Source organism: Pseudomonas tensinigenes (assembly GCF_014268445.2).
In the GTDB taxonomy this organism is placed as follows: Bacteria; Pseudomonadota; Gammaproteobacteria; order Pseudomonadales; family Pseudomonadaceae; genus Aquipseudomonas; species Aquipseudomonas tensinigenes.
Window position 1 is genome coordinate 2,229,830 of record NZ_CP077089.1, and the last position, 18,111, is coordinate 2,247,940.

The following is an 18,111-nucleotide window of genomic DNA, read 5'->3' on the forward strand; positions in this document are numbered from 1 at the left end:
CTAGAGGGCAAACAACGCTTAACTGGCGCGAAGTCCGTCAATAAACTCAATGATCTTCGCGCCGAGTTCCGCCGCCAGTGGCAAATTTGGATCCTTGTACGAAGCCAATTGCCGCTTCATATCGTTGTGGACGATGCGCATGACGTGGTTCATGCCGTCGATCACCGCCAGTTCGGCGTCGGGTTTGGCGGCCTTTAGCGCTTGCGCATCGCCAACGCCGACCTGCATGTCGTTGCTGCCCTGAACGATCAGCGCCGGCATCTGCAGTTGCGCGAAGGCTTTCGCCGGGTCCTGACGGAACAGCGAAATCAGATACGGCTGCACGCTCGGGCGGAAAATCACCTGCAACGGTTGCGGCACATTGTCATCGGTGTGGCCAGCCTTGAGGCTATCGAGCAATTCATTGCTGCGCAGCATCAGCGGTGGCGGCAGGCTGCGGGCCAGTTGTTCGCGGATCACCTGATCGACCGGGCGGGCGCTGCCGGACAGGGAAATCACCGCCGCCGCATCGACTTTCGGCGCGGCGAGGCTGGCAATCAGCGCGCCTTCACTGTGGCCGAGCAGGATCAATTTGCCGAAACGCGGGTCGGCTTTGAGCTTCTGCCCCCACGCCACCGCGTCCGCCGCGTAGGCTTCCACCGACAAATTGCGCTCATCCGGCGTCGCCGCCAGGCTCGCCGCAACACCGCGCTTGTCGTAACGCACGCTGGCGATGTTGTGTTTGGCCAGCACCCAGGCCAGGCGCTTGAGGCTGTCATTGCGCCCGCCGTCGGGGTTGTTTCCGTCGCGATCCGTAGGACCCGAGCCAGAAATAATCAGGACAACCGGCACCGGGTTGTCAGACTTTGGCAGCAGCAGCGAACCGAAAAGTTCGCCGGTGCCGGTATCCAAAGTAACCGGGCGTTGTAGGACCGTCGCTTGGGCAAAGCCCGTAAAGAGGGTAAGACTCAAGATCAAAACTCGCAGCATCATCACGCCATCATTCGTCAAGGTGCCGGTTGGACTCGCCAGCACCACTAAGGTTCGAGGATGAACTACTCGGTTAGCCTGCGTATACTGGCGCGCATCACGAATTTGGGTTTGATTTCACGGAGCGTCCTGCATGTCCGGCAATACCTACGGCAAGTTGTTCACTGTCACCACCGCTGGCGAAAGCCATGGTCCGGCGTTGGTCGCCATTGTCGACGGCTGCCCGCCGGGCCTGGAGATCTCCCTCGAAGACCTGCAGCGCGACCTCGATCGCCGCAAGCCCGGCACCAGCCGCCACACCACCCAGCGTCAGGAAGCCGACGAAGTCGAAATCCTCTCCGGCGTGTTCGAAGGGCGCACCACCGGTTGCTCGATCGGCCTGCTGATCCGCAACACCGACCAGAAGTCCAAGGACTACTCGGCGATCAAGGATCTGTTCCGCCCGGCCCACGCCGACTACACCTACCACCACAAATACGGTGAGCGCGACTACCGTGGCGGTGGCCGCAGCTCGGCCCGCGAGACCGCAATGCGCGTGGCGGCCGGTGCGATTGCCAAGAAATATCTGGCCAGCCAGGGCATCGTCATTCGTGGCTACATGAGCCAGCTCGGCCCGATCGAAATCCCGTTCAAGACCTGGGATTCGGTAGAAGAGAACGCCTTCTTCAGCCCCGATCCAGACAAAGTCCCTGAGCTGGAAGCCTACATGGACCAATTGCGCCGCGACCAAGACTCGGTCGGCGCAAAAATCACCGTGGTTGCCGAAGGCGTAATGCCCGGTCTGGGCGAGCCGATTTTCGATCGTCTCGACGCTGAACTGGCGCATGCGCTGATGAGCATCAATGCCGTCAAAGGCGTGGAAATCGGCGCCGGTTTCGCTTCGGTTGCCCAGCGCGGCACCGAACATCGCGATGAAATGACTCCGGAAGGTTTCCTCAGCAACAACGCGGGCGGCATCCTTGGCGGTATTTCCTCCGGTCAGCCGATCGTTGCCCATTTGGCGCTGAAGCCGACGTCGAGCATCACCACCCCGGGCCGTTCGATCGACATCCACGGCAACCCGGTCGATGTCATCACCAAGGGCCGTCACGACCCGTGCGTGGGCATCCGCGCCACGCCGATTGCCGAAGCGATGATGGCCATTGTGCTGATGGATCACCTGCTGCGTCACCGTGGCCAGAACGCCGATGTGCGCGTGAGCACGCCGGTGCTGGGTCAGCTTTGATGGCAGGCTCTAAAGCCGTCGCGGCATAACCGTGACGGCGCTCCCTTACTGGCGGCTGTCCAGTTTCTATCTGTTCTATTTCGCCTTGCTCGGTTCGACAGCGCCGTTTCTGGCGCTGTACTTCGATCACCTCGGCTTCAGTCCGGCGCGGATTGGTGAGCTGGTCGCCATTCCGATGCTGATGCGCTGCGTGGCGCCGAACATCTGGGGCTGGCTCGGCGATTACACCGGCAGACGCCTGGCCATCGTGCGCTTTGGCGCGCTGTGCACGCTGCTGACTTTCTCGTTGATTTTCGTCAGCAAGACCTACGCCTGGCTGGCGATGGTCATGGCGTTGCACGCGTTCTTCTGGCACGCCGTGCTGCCGCAGTTCGAAGTCATCACCCTGGCGCATTTGCAGGGGCAGACCTCGCGTTACAGCCAGATTCGTTTGTGGGGCTCGATCGGTTTCATCATTACCGTGGTGGCGTTGGGGCGCCTGTTCGAATGGCTCAGCCTCGACATCTACCCGGCGGCACTGGTGCTGATCATGGCCGGCATAGTCCTCAGCAGTTTGTGGGTGCCGAATGCGCAACCGCCGCAAGGCAATCGGCCGAGCGGCGAGGGCTTTCTCAAGCAACTGCGCAATCCCGGCGTGCTGGCTTTTTACGGCTGCGTGGCGCTGATGCAGATGAGCCACGGCCCGTATTACACCTTTCTGACCTTGCACCTGGAACGACTCGGTTACACACGCGGCACCATCGGCATGCTCTGGGCCGTGGGTGTGGTCGCCGAAGTGCTGATGTTCATGGCGATGAGCCGGATTCTTGCGCGGTTTTCCTTGCGCCGCGTATTGATGGCAAGTTTTCTGCTGGCGGCGCTGCGCTGGTTGCTGCTAGGTTCGTTCGCCGAGTTTCTGTGGGTGCTGTTGTTCGCTCAGGTTCTGCACGCGGCGACCTTCGGCAGTTTTCACGCCGCTGCCATCGCCTTCGTGCAACGTAGCTTCGGCGCCCGTCAGCAAGGGCAGGGCCAGGCGTTGTACGCCGCACTGGCCGGCACCGGCGGTGCGCTCGGCGCGTTGTATTCCGGTTACAGCTGGAATGCCCTCGGCGCGACATTGACCTTTAGTATTGCCAGTCTCGCGGCGCTCGCTGCTGCCGTTATCATTGCCACACGTATGCAAGAGGACAGGCCATGAGCCTTACGCGTGAACAACTCGCCCAGCAAATCGTCGACGCCGGGCGCTTTCTTTATGGTCGCGGCTGGTCGCCGGCCACCAGCAGCAATTATTCGACGCGCCTGTCGGCCAGCGAAGCGCTGCTGACCGTTTCGGGTAAGCACAAGGGCCAGTTGGGTTTGGATGATGTGCTCGCCACCGACCTTTCCGGCAACAGCCTGGAACCGGGCAAAAAGCCCTCCGCCGAAACCCTGCTGCACACCCAGCTATATAGCTGGCGCCCGGAGATCGGCGCAGTGCTGCACACCCATTCGGTAAACGCCACGGTGCTGTCGCGTCTCACCCCCGAAGACTTCATCGAGTTCGAAGATTACGAACTGCAAAAAGCCTTCAGTGGCATCTCGACCCACGAATCCCGGGTGCGCGTGCCGATTTTCGATAACGATCAGGACATTGCGCGCCTCGCTGCCAAGGTGCAGCCTTGGCTCGACGCCCATCCCGATTGCGTCGGTTATCTGATTCGCGGCCACGGCCTCTACACCTGGGGCGCGCAGATGAACGACGCGCTGCGGCAGATCGAGGCCTTTGAATTTCTGTTTGAATGCGAGTTGAAAACTCGCAGCGTCATGAACCGCCAAGGCTGACTTCACCGGAAGTAGCCCATTTGCCTGATGAAATGCTGTGCCCGACCGGTCTGCAAGAACCGGACGGCAAGGCCGATACCGAGGAATTGCCCCAATGAGCAGCCTGTCCGTCTATCACGTTTCCAGCCCCGATATTCCCAACAAGGTGCTGACCCACTTCGAAGACATCGCCTCGACCCTGGCCGAGCAGGGCGTGCGCTTCGACCGTTGGCAAGCCGCCGCAAGGATTCAGCCCGGCGCTACCCAGGAAGAAGTGATCAGCGCCTATAAAGAGCAGATCGACCAACTGATGACCGAACGCGGTTACATCACCGTCGACGTGATCAGCCTCAACAGCGATCACCCGCAAAAAGCCGAATTGCGCGCCAAGTTTCTCGAAGAACATCGCCATGGCGAAGACGAAGTCAGATTTTTCGTCGCCGGCCGTGGCCTGTTTACCTTGCACATCGACGATTACGTCTACGCCGTACTGTGCGAGAAGAACGATCTGATCTCGGTACCGGCCGGCACCAAGCACTGGTTCGACATGGGCGAGCATCCGCACTTTGTCGCGATTCGCCTGTTCAACAACCCTGAAGGCTGGGTTGCCAATTTCACCGGCGAAGACATCGCCGGCCGCTTCCCGCGTCTGGAGGACTGATTCGATGTCGATCAAAGCCATTGTTACGGACATTGAAGGCACCACCAGCGCAGTGAGTTTCGTGTTTGACGTGCTGTTTCCATACGCGGCCAAACATTTGCCGGACTTCGTGCGCCAGAACGCTGAACGCGCCGATGTTGCCGAGCAACTCGACGCGGTGCGCCGTGACAGCAATGCACCGCAAGCCGATGTTGAACGGGTTGTTGAAATCCTCTTGAGCTGGATCGAAGAAGATCGCAAAGCCACGCCGCTCAAAGCCTTGCAAGGCATGGTCTGGGCTCAGGGTTATCACGCCGGGCAGTTGAAGGGGCATGTTTACCCGGATGCCGTTGAAGCGCTGCAGCGCTGGCATGCTGCCGGTTATCAACTGTTTGTGTACTCGTCGGGCTCGATTCAGGCGCAGAAACTGATTTTCGGCTGCTCGGAGGCGGGGGATCTGACACCGCTGTTCAGTGGTTATTTCGACACGACGTCCGGGCCTAAGCGTGAGGCGCAGTCGTACACCAATATCCAGAAAGCCATTGGCGTCGAACCCGAAGAAATCCTGTTCCTCTCGGATATCGTCGAAGAGCTCGACGCCGCGCAAGCAGCCGGCCTGCAAACCTGCGGCCTCGCCCGTGAAGGCGGCGAGCTGGGGAGCCATCTCACCGTCGACACGTTCACCGCAATAGAACCCGAAGCCTTCTGACCTCACCGATCTAGTGTGGGAGCGAGCCTGCTCGCGAAAGCGTCCGTTCAGCCAGCATTTTCAGTGGCTGACACACCCCATTCGCGAGCAAGCTCGCTCCCACAGGGGATTGGCGTCAGCCACAAAAAAAACAGGCCGTGAAGCGAAAGCTCCACGGCCTGTTTTGTTTAAAGCGCTTTAAAAATTACAGCGAGTGATAGGTCGGCAGGGCAAAACGCTGCTGGCTCTGCAGCATGGCAATTTGCGGCAGTTCACTGGCTTGTTCAGCCAGGTCGCGGCGAATTGCACTGATCGCCCACGACAGCTGGTCGCCGGCATGCAGTTGCTGATAGGTCAGTGCGCGTTTGAACACTTTGCCGTCGCTGCTGCGCAGAGTCAGCAGAATTCCGCCATCAGGACGTGGCGCAGTGGTGACGTCGAAGTTGGAGAACAGGGAGGTAAATTTTTCTTGGATCAGGCTCATGTCTATCAGCTCCGTATGCACTTGAATGGCAAGCATGCAGAGGAGGTTGCAGCGATTGTGCCAGCATTTGAAATTAATAAAATCCTTATAAATCAATAAGTTAAAGAATATGAAAATTCAGGTTGTCGTGCAAACTGCATGAGTGGCCATCGTGCATCCTGCATTTTGCGGGATCGTTGTCGAAACAAAGGAACCAATCGCTTACCCGATGATCACCGCCGCCCTCGGCCGATCAGCGGATACAAAACATTGCAAAAACCGCGTGTACAGCCCGAGAAGCGCTGACGTATTTTCGATCTCGACCCGCGCTCGAACGCGTCGGTTGCTTCAAGCCAAAGCCCGAAAAATAAAAACATCGACCTGCACGCCAAGGTCGAACGGGGAGCTTCCATGAGTCACGCGCCAAGCGACACGATTACCTGGGGCATGATGCTCCGCAAACTGCCGATGATTGCCAAAGCCATTCCGCGAGTGGTCAAGGGCATGAAGGTGGCCAACGTCACGGATCCGACCCAAAGCTGTGGCCTTGGCTGGACATTCGAACAAGCGACGCTGCGCAATCCCGAGGGGCCGGCGTTGTTGCAGGGCGATGTGCGGCTGACTTATGCGCAGGTCAACCAGTGGGCCAACCGCATAGCTCATTATCTGAACGGGCAGGGCATCGGCAAGGGCGACGTGGTCGCGGTGTTCATCGAAAACCGCCCGGAATTGCTGGTGACCATTCTGGCGCTGGCCAAGGTCGGCGCGGTCAGCGCGCTGCTCAATACCTCGCAGACTCGCGACACGCTGATCCACAGCGTGAATCTGGTGGCGCCGGTAGCGATTGTCGTCGGCGAAGAACTGCTTCCGGCTTATGCGGCGATTCGCGAGCAAGTGGCGATCACCGCGCCGCGCACCTGGTTTGTCGCCGATCAGGACACCTACAGCCATCCGGGCATTGCGCCCGAAGGCTACGTCAATCTGATCAGCGCCAGTGCCGATGCCTCCAGCGAAAATCCGCCGAGCAGTCAGCAGGTGTTTTTCGACGATCCGTGTTTCTACATTTACACCTCCGGCACCACCGGCCTGCCCAAGGCCGGCGTGTTCAAACATGGCCGCTGGATGCGCAGCTCCGCCAGTTTCGGCATGATCGCCCTCAACATGGGCCCCGACGATGTCGTCTACTGCACCTTGCCGCTGTATCACGCCACCGGTCTTTGCGTGTGCTGGGGCTCGGCAGTCAACGGCGCCTCGGGCTTCGCGATTCGTCGCAAGTTCAGCGCCAGCCAGTTCTGGAACGACGTGCGTCGTTATCGCGCGACCACTATCGGTTACGTCGGCGAGTTGTGTCGTTATCTGGTCGATCAACCGGCCAGCGCCGATGACAGCCGCCACGATGTGCGCAAGATGATCGGCAACGGCTTGCGTCCCGGCGCATGGGCCGAATTCAAGACACGCTTCGCCGTCGGGCACATCTGCGAGCTGTATGCGGCGAGCGACGGCAATATCGGTTTCACCAACATCCTCAACTTCGACAACACCATTGGCTTCTCGCTGATGGCGTGGGAGTTGGTGGCCTACGACCATGACAGCGGCGAACCGCTGCGCAGCGCCGACGGTTTCATGAGCAAGGTTGGCAAAGGTGAGCAGGGCTTACTGCTGGCGCGGATCGACGAGAAGGCGCCGCTGGACGGCTACACCGATCCGCAGAAAACCGCCAAGGTCGTGCTGCACGACGTGTTTAGCAAAGGCGATCGCTTTTTCAACACCGGCGACCTACTGCGCAATATCGGTTTTGGCCACGCACAATTTGTTGATCGGCTCGGTGATACGTATCGCTGGAAGGGCGAAAACGTCTCGACCACTGAAGTCGAAAACCTGTTGCTGCAACACCCGCACATCTCCGAAGCAGTGGCTTATGGCGTGGAAATCCGCAATACCAACGGCCGTGGCGGGATGGCGGCGATAACGCCTGCGGAATCCCTTGCGACGCTGGATTTCGCCGAGTTGCTGACCTTCGCCCGCGAACGTATGCCGGCCTACGCGGTGCCGTTGTTCCTGCGAGTGAAGGTCAAGATGGAAACTACCGGCACTTTCAAATATCAGAAAACCCGCCTGAAAAATGAAGGCTTCGACCCCGGCCAGACGGGTGATGACCCGATCTACGCATGGCTGCCCGGCACCCAGACTTATGTTCGGGTCACTGACGACGTATTGGCCGAAATTCATCAGGGCAAACATCGTTATTGAATCTGGCTATGAGACGGCTTGAGAAAAAGGGGGTGACAGCCACCGTCGCGCTCGGGAAACTGTCGGCTTTCCGATTGACCGAAAGTGGAGTTGCCCCATGTCCGACCAAAGCCGCCAGATGACCCCTGAAGAAGCTGCCGAATTCACCGAGCAGGTTTTCAACAAGGCGCGCGACGGTGATGCCGAGATGCTCGATCGCCTGGTCAGCGCCGGTTTGCCGGTCAACCTGAAAAACAGCAAGGGTGACACGCTGCTGATGCTGGCGAGCTACTACGGCCATGTCGATGCGGTGAACGTACTGCTTAAACACAAGGCTGACCCGGAAATGCGCAATGGCAACGGCCAGAGTCCGATTGCCGGTGCGGCGTTCAAAGGTGATTTGGCAGTGGTCAAGGCACTGGTCGAGGCGGGTGCCGAGATCGAAGGCTCGTCGTTTGATGGGCGTACGGCGCTGATGATGGCGGCGATGTTCAACCGCGTTGCAATCGTTGAATACCTGATCAGCAAAGGCGCCAACGCGCAGGCCAAGGACGCTAATGGCGTGACCGCGCTCGACGCTGCACGGACGATGGGCGCGGTTGATACCACTGCGCAGCTGGAAAAATTGTTGGGTTGATAAGATCAGAAGATCGCAGCCTGCGGCAGCTCCTACACTGATTGCGTTTGTGGCCCGTTTCGCGGTCGAACGCTGAACTTGCAGGAGCTGCTGCAGGCTGCGATCTTTTGCTTTGTGCGCTATCCTCCGCGCCCTCGAAACTCACCTTCGCCACAGGATCCGCCCTCATGAAAGCCGCACTCGTCGAACTCATCAGCAAAATCAGCTCCGGCTGCATGGGCGAGGACGAGATCGTGAAAGTCGCCGACGAAGCGGCACAGGCCTACGCCGATGCCGATGCCTTTCTGACAGCCAATCCGGACATCAACTACGACGACACCTTTCCGATTCCGCTGGGCGAGTGGGTGGTGGTCGGCAGTCTGCCGGAAACCGTGCTGTTCCAGGCTGACACCTACGTTGACCTGTTCGCGCAGATCGTTGCCTCTTTTGGCCCGGGCGTTGATTTCAACCTCAAGCCCAAGCAACTGGCCAAGACCGAAGCACTGACTGCGCTCAATCGAATCCAGGTGCAAATGAGCAGCATGAACAAGGAAAACGGCGGTTACACGCTGATGAACTTCAGTCAGTTGCTCGACGACGAGCTGCAGATGGTTTTGGTCTACGGCAACGACGTGCCACGGGTACTGGAGTTGTGCGCCGAAGTCGGCATCGCCGCCGCGCCATCGCTTGAAGCCCTGAAGATCGCTGTTCACGTCTGAACGCAATAAAAGGGAACCCTGCGCGCGACCGTCTATCCTAAAAGTGCATGCCACTATTCTGGAGCGACACCATGGGTTCCACGTTCAACGGTCTGATCGGCCTGATCATCCTTGCCCTCGACATCTGGGCCATCATCAACGTGTTGAAAAGCGGCGCAACCACCGGGATGAAAATCGTCTGGGTGCTGCTGATCATCCTCCTGCCGGTGCTGGGCCTGATCATCTGGGCGATTGCCGGACCGCGGGGTAACGTGCGGATCTGATAACACCGCATTACCCCTGTGGGAGCGAGCCTGCTCGCGAAAGCGCTAGATCAGTCACCGACAATGTTGACTGGTACGCCGCCTTCGCGAGCAGGCTCGCTCCTACAGGGATTGTGGTCTGCCGATGAAGTGAGGTTCGACCTGTCATCTTCGGCAACGTAGAATGCGCGCCTTTCCCGGGCAATCGTCCCCACGATTGGCGCCCGCGCATTCATCGGAGCACTTGACCATGACCGTCACCAAAACCAGCGAGTACCTGGAAACCCTCTACGAAGGCTACGGCCAGCGTTTTCGCATGGAAAAACTGCTGCACGAAGTGCGCACCGAACACCAGCACCTGGTGATCTTCCAGAACCCGCGCATGGGCCGTGTCATGGCGCTGGACGGCGTGATCCAGACCACCGAAGCCGACGAATTCATCTACCACGAAATGCTCACTCATGTGCCGATCCTCGCCCATGGCAGCGCCAAGCGCGTACTGATCATCGGCGGCGGTGACGGTGGCATGCTGCGCGAAGTGACCAAGCACGCCGGCGTTGAACACATCACCATGGTCGAGATCGACGGCACCGTGGTCGACATGTGCAAAGAGTTCCTGCCGAACCACTCCAGCGGCGCCTACGACGATCCGCGTCTGAACCTGGTGATCGACGACGGCATGCGTTTCGTCGCCACCACCACGGAAAAATTCGACGTGATCATCTCCGACTCCACCGACCCGATCGGCCCGGGCGAAGTGCTGTTCTCGGAGAACTTCTATCAGGCTTGCCATCGCTGCCTGAACGAAGGCGGCATTCTGGTGACCCAGAACGGTACGCCGTTCATGCAGATCGACGAAGTGAAAACCACCGCCGGTCGCCTGAATAGCCTGTTCCCGGACTGGCACTTCTATCAAGCGGCCGTACCGACCTACATCGGCGGTTCGATGACCTTCGCCTGGGGCTCGACCAACCCGGCCTACCGCAAGCTCAGCCGTGAAACCCTGCAACAGCGCTTCATTGGCAGCGGCATCGTCACTCGCTACTACAACCCGGAAATCCACATCGGCGCCTTCGCCTTGCCGCAGTACGTGCTGCAGGCGATCAACAAGCCAAGCAACGATTAAAAGAACACTGAAACTCCCCTGTGGGAGCGAGCTTGCTCGCGAAATCGGACTGTCAGGCAACATATTTGTTGAATGAAAAACCGCTTTCGCGAGCAAGCTCGCTCCCACATTTGCTTCCCCGTAATGTAGATGTCGTCTTATTCATGTTCGTGCGCTGTAATCCTTTTGAACCAACTTTCGGCGTTCACAGTCGAGATAGTGGTAAGCCCATTTGCGGGTTTGATCGAGGAGGCACCGATGCAAAAGTGGAAAGTCACTTTCGTGGACGATCATGGTGAAATTGTCGATGAGGTGTTCGAGCGCGCGGAATGCCCCAGCGACGATGAGGCCGCTCGCTTGATCAAGGAACGGCTCCTGCCCGTCGCCGCCAAACTGGATCTCAACGATCTGGAAGGGCGAACCCCCGATGCTGGCGTCAAAAGCCTCGAAACCCAAAACAGCATCAAGATCCGCAGCATCACTCCAATCTGAAAATCTTCCTTCATCCGAAGCAACCAGGCCTTGGCAGCGGCTCTAACTTGGGGCTACTCTGCAAGCGAGATCAGCGAACGGATCGCTAAGGTCTGGTCTTGTCAGCTACATGCTTGTTCCCGCGTGCAACCACGTTGCCGTCGTACTTTGGCCTAAGGCCCGGGGCGGGAATACGGAAAGTCTATCCATCTATGCGAGGGGGACGATTCATGAGCACAGCCTATCAAGAAGACATCAGCAGCAATGTTCTGCGCCGCATGAAAGAAGGCGGTTTCGATTTTTCCCGATTCCATCCCATCGAGTTCTACGCGATTTTCCCGGACGAGGAGCGGGCGCGCAGGGCGGCAGGCAAATTTCGCGGTGAATCCATCAATGCCCAGGTCAGCGTGCGTGATGACGGTGCGTGGGCGCTGGAATTAAGCAAAGTGATGTACGCGACATACGACGATATCGGCGACTTCGAGCAGGGATTCTCTGCCGTGGTTGAACCTCTGGGCGGCATTATCGAAGGCTGGGGTGTGAAACAGGAGGTGCGCAACCGCCATCGTTTGAATTGATCTCTGTTTTCATTTGTTGAACAACGGCTGACCTTCGGGTTGGCCGTTGTCATTTCCGACGTAAGCAAAACGCTGTGGCAAAACCCTGAAACAAGAAACCGAGGCAAAAAAAAGCCACCGGAGAGGGTGGCTAAAAGGGAAGACCGATAAGGAGAGGAAACCGGTCAGGGTTACAGCGGGGCGGGCTGCGAGCGCAGTCCAGGGCAGTTGAGCTGGCGACTTCGCGGCGCTGTGCGCGGGGAAGTTTTGCAGCGAATGCGCGGATTATCCGCAGGCAGTGCCGGGCAGTGAAATCAACTCTGACTATGCTGGTGATAGGCGATGCAGTGCGTCGCAATGAAGCGGGGGCAATCCGGCTGGGGCAATTGCCGCACAGGAATGGTGCGGTGCTTGCGGCGTGTATTTCCAACCGATTGAAATCAAAGCGTTTATGCCGATGGCACGGGCCTTGCGAAGGCCTGTAAGTCCGGGTGACAAGGAGTACGGCATGATCCGCACCTATTTTGATGAGATGTACGATGCCGGCGGCCAGGTTCGCCCGCATTACCGGGAGTTCGCCCGCTGGCTGGCCGACACGCCTGACGAACTGCTGGCCCAACGGCGACGCGAGGCTGACTTGCTGTTCCATCGCGCCGGGATCACTTTCACGCTCTATGGCGACGAGCAGGGCACCGAGCGCCTGATTCCTTTCGACACCATCCCGCGCAGCATTCCCGCCAGCGAGTGGCGAATCGTCGAGCGCGGCTGCATCCAGCGGGTCAAGGCGCTGAACATGTTTCTCGCTGACCTCTATCATGAGCAGCGCATCATCAAGGCCGGGATCATTCCTGCCGAACAGGTGCTGGCCAACGAGCAATATCAGTTGGCGATGCAAGGCCTGGATCTGCACCGTGATATCTATTCGCACATCTCCGGCGTCGATCTGGTACGCGATGGCGACGGCACCTATTACGTGCTCGAAGACAACCTGCGCACCCCGAGCGGCGTCAGCTACATGCTCGAAGACCGCAAAATGATGATGCGCCTGTTCCCGGAGCTGTTCGCCGCGCAGCGCATTGCGCCGATCGATCACTACCCGAACCTGCTGCTCGACACCCTGAAAAGCTCAAGTCCGATCGACGACCCGAGCGTCGTAGTGCTGACGCCCGGACGCTTCAACAGTGCATTCTTCGAGCACGCGTTTCTCGCCCGGGAAATGGGCGTGGAACTGGTCGAAGGCGCGGATCTGTTCGTGCGTGACGACAAGGTCTTCATGCGCACCACCGACGGCCCGAAAGCGGTGGACGTGATCTACCGCCGCCTCGACGACGCGTTCCTCGATCCGCTGGCGTTCAATCCCGACTCGATGCTCGGTGTGCCGGGGCTGCTGTCGTCCTATCGCTCCGGCAATGTGGTGCTGGCCAACGCCATCGGCACCGGCGTGGCGGACGACAAATCGGTGTACCCGTTTGTTACCGACATGATCCGGTTCTACCTCGACGAAGAACCGATCCTGAAGAACGTGCCGACCTGGCAGTGCCGCAATCCGTCTGAACTTTCCCATGTGCTGGCCAATCTTCCAGATCTGGTGGTCAAGGAAACCCAAGGCTCCGGCGGGTACGGAATGCTGGTGGGGCCGGCGTCGACGACGGCCGAAATCGACGCGTTCCGCGAGCGGATCAAGGCCAAGCCCCACGCGTATATCGCGCAACCGACGCTGTCGCTGTCGACTTGTCCGACCTTTGTCGAAAACGGCATTGCGCCGCGCCATATCGACTTGCGTCCGTTTGTCTTGTCCGGTCGCGAAACACGGGTGGTGCCCGGCGGTTTGACCCGTGTCGCGCTGCGCGAAGGCTCCCTGGTGGTGAATTCCTCCCAGGGCGGCGGAACCAAGGACACCTGGGTGGTCGAGGATTGAAGGAAGCTTGCCATGTTAAGTAGAACTGCCTCGGATCTGTATTGGATGTCGCGTTACCTGGAGCGGGCGGAAAACCTCGCCCGGATGCTCGACATCAGTTACTCGCTGTCGTTGATGCCGCAGGACGGTCGCGGCGACGGTTTGCACGAATTGGCCATGCCGTTGCTGATCACCGGCACCCTCGACGATTATCTGGAACGTCACGGCGCGCTACATGCTGAACGCCTGCTGCACTTTTTCGCTCTCGATGCGGCCAACCCGGCAAGTATCTACAGTTGCCTCGGCGCGGCGCGGGCCAGTGCGCACGCCGTGCGCGGACGCATCACGGCGGACATGTGGGAGAACATCAATTCGACGTGGCTGGAGATTCGCGGGATCGCTGAACAGGGCCTGAGCCGCTACGGCATGAGCCGTTTCTGCGAATGGATCAAGGAGCGTTCGCACCTGTTCCGTGGTGCGTCGTACGGCACGATCATGCGGAATGATGCGTTTCGTTTCATTCGCCTCGGTACGTTCATCGAACGCGCGGACAACACCCTGCGATTGCTCGATGCCCGCTATGAAATGGCTGGCGATCAGGCTGAAGCGGTCAGCGACGGTACGGCCCACGCCTATTACCAATGGAGTGCGTTGCTAAGGGCCTTGTCGTCGTTTGAGGCGTACACCGAAATCTACCGCGATGCGCCCGGCGCCCGGCATGTCGCCGAGTTGCTGCTGTTGCGCGCCGATGTACCGCGCTCACTGCGGGCCTGCACCGAAGAGATCGATCAGATTCTCGCGCAGTTGCCCGGGGCCAACGGCCGACCGGCGCAGCGTCTGGCGGCAGAGATGGACGCACGCTTGCGCTACACCGGCATCAACGAAATTCTCGAGGAAGGCCTGCACGCGTGGCTGACCGAATTCATCCCGCTGGTGCGCCAGTTGGGCAACGCCATTCACAGTTCCTACCTGGAGGCTGCATGAGACTTTCCATTAGCCACGAGACCACCTATCACTACGAAGATCAGGTGCGCGCGAGCATCCAGTACCTGCGACTGACACCTCACGACAGCGAGCGTCAGCACGTGTTGAGCTGGCAACTCGACCTGCCGCGCCCGGTGCGCGCGCAACTCGATCCCTTCGGCAACATCCTGCACGTGCTGACCATGGATGAACCGCACGAAGCGATCATCATCGGCGCGCGCGGCCAGGTTGATATCGATGAGTTGCGCGAGGCCGAGCATGAGAGCCAGTCGGCGCTGCCGTTCCTGCGTTTTACCCGGCTGACTGAGGCAGATGAGGCGTTGCGCGCGTTTGCCGAGAGGTCCTGTAAGCAACGGCGGGATCGCACCGCGCTGATTGATTTGATGCACGGTTTGAATCAGCACATGACCTACACGCCGGGTTCCACCGAAGTCGACACCAGCGCGGCGGAAGCCTTCGCCGGGCGTGCCGGAGTTTGTCAGGATCACGCTCACGCGTTTCTGGCTTGCGCACGCAGCCTCGGGATTCCTTCGCGTTATGTGTCGGGGTATTTGTACAGTGAGGATTGCGAGCATCTGGCTAGCCACGCTTGGGCAGAAGCCTGGCTGGATGACGCCTGGTACAGCTTTGATGTGACCAATCAACTGGCGCGGCCGGAGCGGCACCTGAAACTGGCGGTGGGTCTTGATTATCTGGATGCCTGCCCGGTGCGCGGCATGCGCCGGGGCGGTGGGTGTGAGCAGATGCATGCGAAAGTATTTGTCTCGCCGACCCCGGTTATCTCCGTCCAGCAACAGTAAACGCTGTACTCCTGTGGGAGCGAGCCTGCTCGCGAAGGCGGTTTATCAGTCACTGATGCAGTGTCTGACACGCCGCTTTCGCGAGCAGGCTCGCTCCCACAAGGGAAATGGCGTTACGGCTTAACCTTGCGTCCGGCCATGTGCCGCAAATAGCCCACCAACATCTGCAAATCCCCCTCCGGCAACACCTCTACCGAAAACCCTGGCATCTTCGCCTGCGGCCACTGCCGCAAACTCTGCGGATCACGAATGTAGCGCTTGAGGAAATCCGCGCCGAAATACTCGGTCGGGTTATACGGAATATTCAGGTCCGGCCCGAATTGCGCATCGCCCGCACCGTTCAACCGGTGACACGCCAGACAGTTCTTCTGAAACAGCGCAAATCCGCGATTCACCGGGTCATCCGCCTTCAACGCAGGATCCGGCAGCAGGGCAGGGAAGCGCTCGGCCACCGGTGCCATGCGCTTGATGCTCGCGACCTGGAATGGCCATTGCTCCGGGCTGATATTGCCCGCCTGCGGATCGGTCCAGACCAGATAAAACGGCCCGGCGCTGTGCTTGCCTTCCGACAGTGGCGGCCATGGTTGAGCCGGATCTTCGATGGCCAGCCAGGCCCGTGCGCCTTTTGCGTTGAGCAGCGGCGCTGCGGTCAGTTCCGCGGCAAACCCGTCCAGTGCCACCGCTTGCAGGTGATCTTGCGGTTTGATCCCGGTCAGCAACGCGGCCACGGGCACGGCGCGATAGGTCATGTCCTTCTTGTAGGACACATCGTTTTTGATGGTGAGGGTTTGTACCTGAGGATGCTTGAGCAGTTCTTCGGTCTGCCAGGTGCGGCTGCTTGCACCCAGTTGCAAATCCAACTGTGCGGCAGACAAGGGCATGCTCAGCAGCATGGCCCCGAACACAATGAGCGCTTTCAAATGATCGCCGTCCATGTCGTGGGAGTGCGCAAAGGTTGGCACAGCCACGCTGGCCCGGGTAGCGGGCCAGTCACATTTTCTGTGGCGATAAACAGCACCTGCCGCTTGGTTCAGCCGATGACCTTGGTCAGATTCGGCAAAATCAACAACAGCGTCGTGGCGAAAAGAATGAGCCCTGCTTGACGTACTTTCGGTTGTTTGAACATGGCTTGACCGCCTTTATTGTTATTTCCTGATGCTTGCCTGCATATCCATGACGGCACGCGTTGCACTTCCTGTTGAAGAACGCCTGCCTCGGCAAAACCCGACGACCATGACGTACATGTTCTACATTAGGGGCCACGTCACGCTTGGCTTAGATCCATTTCGTATGGAGTGCTGGGAAACTGCGATTAAAAAGGCATGAGGCGTATTGCCAGCTTCTTCGCCGCCCGCTGGCTAGACAACTCGCCGACCTGAACCGGTTCACCCGCTCGCCAATGACCGTCCGTCTGAGCGGGTGCGTCAAGCGCATTGAGCGCTGTGGTCATTGAATCCGAGAGCGCCCGGGCGAAGAGTGGAGGCAAGAAAACCACTCCACGCACAGGTTCGAGGACGTCATGACCCAAGCTTTGATATTCGATGCGTTACGCACGCCCCGTGGCAGAGGCAAGGCCGATGGTGCTCTGCACAGCGTCAAACCGGTGAATCTGCTGGCCGGTCTGCTGACCGCGCTGCAGGAACGTACCTCGCTGGATACCAGCCAGGTCGATGACGTGGTGCTCGGCTGCGTCACGCCGATTGGCGATCAAGGCTCGGACATCGCCAAAACCGCCGTGCAAGTGGCCGATTGGGATGTCAGCGTCGCGGGTGTGCAGATCAACCGTTTCTGCGCCTCGGGACTCGAAGCGGTCAACCTTGGTGCAATGAAAGTGCGTTCGGGCTTCGAAGACCTGGTGGTGGTCGGTGGCGTCGAGTCGATGTCGCGGGTGCCGATGGGCAGCGATGGCGGCGCCTGGGCGCTGGACCCGCAAACCAACCTGCACAGCCACTTCACCCCGCAAGGTGTTGGCGCTGACCTGATCGCCACGCTGGAAGGCTTCAGTCGTCAGGACGTCGATGCCTACGCCTTGCACTCGCAACAGAAAGCCGCACGGGCGCGGGCTGACGGCTCGTTCAACAAGTCGCTGGTGCCGGTGCAGGATCAGAACGGCATCATCCTGCTCGATCACGATGAGTTCATTCGTGCCGAGTCGACTCTGGAAGGCTTGGGCAAGCTCAAGCCGAGTTTCGAAATGATCGGCCAGATGGGTTTTGACGCCACGGCGCTGCGGGTCTACAGCCATGTCGAACGCATCAATCACGTGCACACACCGGGCAACAGTTCCGGGATCGTCGACGGCGCTGCGCTGATGCTGATCGGCTCCGAAGCCAAAGGTCGGGCGCTGGGCTTGCAACCGCGGGCGCGCATCGTCGCCACGGCGGTCACCAGCACCGATCCGACCATCATGCTCACCGGCCCTGCACCAGCCACACGCAAAGCGCTGGCAAAGGCCGGGCTGCGCGTCGAGGACATCGACCTGTTCGAGGTCAACGAAGCGTTTGCCTCGGTGGTGCTGAAGTTCATCAAGGACATGGCCGTCGACCCGGACAAGGTCAATGTCAACGGCGGCTCCATCGCCATGGGCCACCCGTTGGGCGCCACCGGTTGCGCGATCCTCGGCACCCTGCTCGATGAACTGGAAGCGCGACGCCTGCGCTATGGCCTGGCGACGCTGTGCGTCGGCGGCGGTATGGGCATTGCCACCATCATCGAACGCCTCTGAGC

General features: G+C 59.6%; 19 protein-coding genes. 16 read left to right on the top strand and 3 right to left on the bottom strand.

From position 1 onward, the window contains the following. Positions 1–18: 18 nt before the first annotated feature. The gene (locus HU718_RS09870) at positions 19–972 is read right to left on the bottom strand and encodes an alpha/beta hydrolase (protein ID WP_095120115.1); all 954 of its coding nucleotides are present in this window, start codon (positions 970–972) and stop codon (positions 19–21) included. Positions 973–1,102: 130 nt separating this feature from the next. Between HU718_RS09870 and aroC the strand changes: the two genes are divergently transcribed. The 5 genes from aroC (at position 1,103) to mtnC (ending at position 5,322) form a co-directional block, all read left to right on the top strand. Beyond that, positions 1,103–2,194 (top strand): chorismate synthase, encoded by a 1,092-nt coding sequence (gene aroC, locus HU718_RS09875; RefSeq protein ID WP_077571784.1) that lies wholly within the window; start codon positions 1,103–1,105, stop codon positions 2,192–2,194. A 31-nt stretch (positions 2,195–2,225) separates the two neighbouring features. Further along, a complete protein-coding gene (locus HU718_RS09880; protein WP_186616566.1) occupies positions 2,226–3,371 on the top strand; it encodes an MFS transporter in 1,146 nt (381 codons plus the stop codon). Continuing rightward, the gene (locus tag HU718_RS09885) at positions 3,368–3,994 is read left to right on the top strand and encodes a methylthioribulose 1-phosphate dehydratase (RefSeq protein ID WP_103303802.1); all 627 of its coding nucleotides are present in this window, start codon (positions 3,368–3,370) and stop codon (positions 3,992–3,994) included. Before HU718_RS09880 ends, HU718_RS09885 begins: the two co-directional genes overlap by 4 nt. A 94-nt stretch (positions 3,995–4,088) precedes the next feature. After that, positions 4,089–4,634 carry a 1,2-dihydroxy-3-keto-5-methylthiopentene dioxygenase gene (locus HU718_RS09890; protein ID WP_150731649.1) on the top strand — a complete coding sequence of 182 codons (546 nt, stop codon included), beginning with the start codon at positions 4,089–4,091 and terminating at the stop codon, positions 4,632–4,634. Between the two features lie 4 nt (positions 4,635–4,638). Then, the gene (gene mtnC / locus HU718_RS09895) at positions 4,639–5,322 is read left to right on the top strand and encodes an acireductone synthase (RefSeq protein WP_150709058.1); all 684 of its coding nucleotides are present in this window, start codon (positions 4,639–4,641) and stop codon (positions 5,320–5,322) included. A gap of 184 nt (positions 5,323–5,506) precedes the next feature. Here the strand turns inward: mtnC and HU718_RS09900 are convergent, their stop codons facing one another. Beyond that, on the bottom strand, positions 5,507–5,785 hold the full coding sequence (locus tag HU718_RS09900; RefSeq protein ID WP_008080936.1) for a DUF3509 domain-containing protein: 279 nt from the start codon (positions 5,783–5,785) through the stop codon (positions 5,507–5,509). A 390-nt stretch (positions 5,786–6,175) separates the two neighbouring features. On the opposite strand from HU718_RS09900, the gene HU718_RS09905 reads away from it, so the two are divergent. From HU718_RS09905 to HU718_RS09950, 10 genes are all read left to right on the top strand, one after another. Further along, positions 6,176–8,014 (top strand): long-chain-acyl-CoA synthetase, encoded by a 1,839-nt coding sequence (locus HU718_RS09905; RefSeq protein ID WP_186616567.1) that lies wholly within the window; start codon positions 6,176–6,178, stop codon positions 8,012–8,014. 97 nt (positions 8,015–8,111) lie between these two features. Beyond that, the gene (locus HU718_RS09910) at positions 8,112–8,630 is read left to right on the top strand and encodes an ankyrin repeat domain-containing protein (protein WP_095120017.1); all 519 of its coding nucleotides are present in this window, start codon (positions 8,112–8,114) and stop codon (positions 8,628–8,630) included. 167 nt (positions 8,631–8,797) lie between these two features. Beyond that, a complete protein-coding gene (locus HU718_RS09915; protein WP_150730535.1) occupies positions 8,798–9,328 on the top strand; it encodes a hypothetical protein in 531 nt (176 codons plus the stop codon). Positions 9,329–9,399: 71 nt separating this feature from the next. Beyond that, a complete protein-coding gene (locus tag HU718_RS09920) occupies positions 9,400–9,591 on the top strand; it encodes a PLDc N-terminal domain-containing protein (protein WP_007914053.1) in 192 nt (63 codons plus the stop codon). 229 nt (positions 9,592–9,820) lie between these two features. Next, on the top strand, positions 9,821–10,696 hold the full coding sequence (gene speE / locus HU718_RS09925) for a polyamine aminopropyltransferase (protein ID WP_016982904.1): 876 nt from the start codon (positions 9,821–9,823) through the stop codon (positions 10,694–10,696). Between the two features lie 237 nt (positions 10,697–10,933). Beyond that, a complete protein-coding gene (locus HU718_RS09930) occupies positions 10,934–11,167 on the top strand; it encodes a hypothetical protein (RefSeq protein WP_041068889.1) in 234 nt (77 codons plus the stop codon). A gap of 209 nt (positions 11,168–11,376) precedes the next feature. Next, the gene (locus HU718_RS09935; protein ID WP_007914059.1) at positions 11,377–11,724 is read left to right on the top strand and encodes a ribonuclease E inhibitor RraB; all 348 of its coding nucleotides are present in this window, start codon (positions 11,377–11,379) and stop codon (positions 11,722–11,724) included. Between the two features lie 487 nt (positions 11,725–12,211). Then, complete coding sequence (locus HU718_RS09940) at positions 12,212–13,621, top strand: circularly permuted type 2 ATP-grasp protein (RefSeq protein WP_016982906.1); 1,410 nt, start codon at positions 12,212–12,214, stop codon at positions 13,619–13,621. A gap of 12 nt (positions 13,622–13,633) precedes the next feature. Then, a complete protein-coding gene (locus HU718_RS09945) occupies positions 13,634–14,584 on the top strand; it encodes an alpha-E domain-containing protein (protein WP_016982907.1) in 951 nt (316 codons plus the stop codon). Next, positions 14,581–15,384, top strand: a complete 804-nt coding sequence (locus tag HU718_RS09950; RefSeq protein WP_102901166.1) for a transglutaminase family protein — start codon at positions 14,581–14,583, stop codon at positions 15,382–15,384. Before HU718_RS09945 ends, HU718_RS09950 begins: the two co-directional genes overlap by 4 nt. Before the next feature lie 113 nt (positions 15,385–15,497). Here the strand turns inward: HU718_RS09950 and HU718_RS09955 are convergent, their stop codons facing one another. Continuing rightward, positions 15,498–16,319 (bottom strand): c-type cytochrome, encoded by an 822-nt coding sequence (locus HU718_RS09955; RefSeq protein ID WP_186616574.1) that lies wholly within the window; start codon positions 16,317–16,319, stop codon positions 15,498–15,500. A gap of 584 nt (positions 16,320–16,903) precedes the next feature. On the opposite strand from HU718_RS09955, the gene HU718_RS09960 reads away from it, so the two are divergent. Further along, positions 16,904–18,109 (top strand): acetyl-CoA C-acetyltransferase, encoded by a 1,206-nt coding sequence (locus HU718_RS09960; protein WP_186616568.1) that lies wholly within the window; start codon positions 16,904–16,906, stop codon positions 18,107–18,109. The last annotated feature ends 2 nt before the right edge of the window (positions 18,110–18,111 follow it).

What these genes read in the sequence shown, in the direction of transcription:
- HU718_RS09870 (WP_095120115.1), bottom strand. Translation starts at nt 972, where the DNA reads ATGATGCTGCGAGTTTTGATCTTGAGTCTTACCCTCTTTACGGGCTTT.
- aroC (WP_077571784.1), top strand. Translation starts at nt 1,103, where the DNA reads ATGTCCGGCAATACCTACGGCAAGTTGTTCACTGTCACCACCGCTGGC.
- HU718_RS09885 (WP_103303802.1), top strand. Translation starts at nt 3,368, where the DNA reads ATGAGCCTTACGCGTGAACAACTCGCCCAGCAAATCGTCGACGCCGGG.
- HU718_RS09890 (WP_150731649.1), top strand. Translation starts at nt 4,089, where the DNA reads ATGAGCAGCCTGTCCGTCTATCACGTTTCCAGCCCCGATATTCCCAAC.
- mtnC (WP_150709058.1), top strand. Translation starts at nt 4,639, where the DNA reads ATGTCGATCAAAGCCATTGTTACGGACATTGAAGGCACCACCAGCGCA.
- HU718_RS09900 (WP_008080936.1), bottom strand. Translation starts at nt 5,785, where the DNA reads ATGAGCCTGATCCAAGAAAAATTTACCTCCCTGTTCTCCAACTTCGAC.
- HU718_RS09905 (WP_186616567.1), top strand. Translation starts at nt 6,176, where the DNA reads ATGAGTCACGCGCCAAGCGACACGATTACCTGGGGCATGATGCTCCGC.
- HU718_RS09910 (WP_095120017.1), top strand. Translation starts at nt 8,112, where the DNA reads ATGTCCGACCAAAGCCGCCAGATGACCCCTGAAGAAGCTGCCGAATTC.
- HU718_RS09915 (WP_150730535.1), top strand. Translation starts at nt 8,798, where the DNA reads ATGAAAGCCGCACTCGTCGAACTCATCAGCAAAATCAGCTCCGGCTGC.
- HU718_RS09920 (WP_007914053.1), top strand. Translation starts at nt 9,400, where the DNA reads ATGGGTTCCACGTTCAACGGTCTGATCGGCCTGATCATCCTTGCCCTC.
- speE (WP_016982904.1), top strand. Translation starts at nt 9,821, where the DNA reads ATGACCGTCACCAAAACCAGCGAGTACCTGGAAACCCTCTACGAAGGC.
- HU718_RS09930 (WP_041068889.1), top strand. Translation starts at nt 10,934, where the DNA reads ATGCAAAAGTGGAAAGTCACTTTCGTGGACGATCATGGTGAAATTGTC.
- HU718_RS09935 (WP_007914059.1), top strand. Translation starts at nt 11,377, where the DNA reads ATGAGCACAGCCTATCAAGAAGACATCAGCAGCAATGTTCTGCGCCGC.
- HU718_RS09940 (WP_016982906.1), top strand. Translation starts at nt 12,212, where the DNA reads ATGATCCGCACCTATTTTGATGAGATGTACGATGCCGGCGGCCAGGTT.
- HU718_RS09945 (WP_016982907.1), top strand. Translation starts at nt 13,634, where the DNA reads ATGTTAAGTAGAACTGCCTCGGATCTGTATTGGATGTCGCGTTACCTG.
- HU718_RS09950 (WP_102901166.1), top strand. Translation starts at nt 14,581, where the DNA reads ATGAGACTTTCCATTAGCCACGAGACCACCTATCACTACGAAGATCAG.
- HU718_RS09955 (WP_186616574.1), bottom strand. Translation starts at nt 16,319, where the DNA reads ATGGACGGCGATCATTTGAAAGCGCTCATTGTGTTCGGGGCCATGCTG.
- HU718_RS09960 (WP_186616568.1), top strand. Translation starts at nt 16,904, where the DNA reads ATGACCCAAGCTTTGATATTCGATGCGTTACGCACGCCCCGTGGCAGA.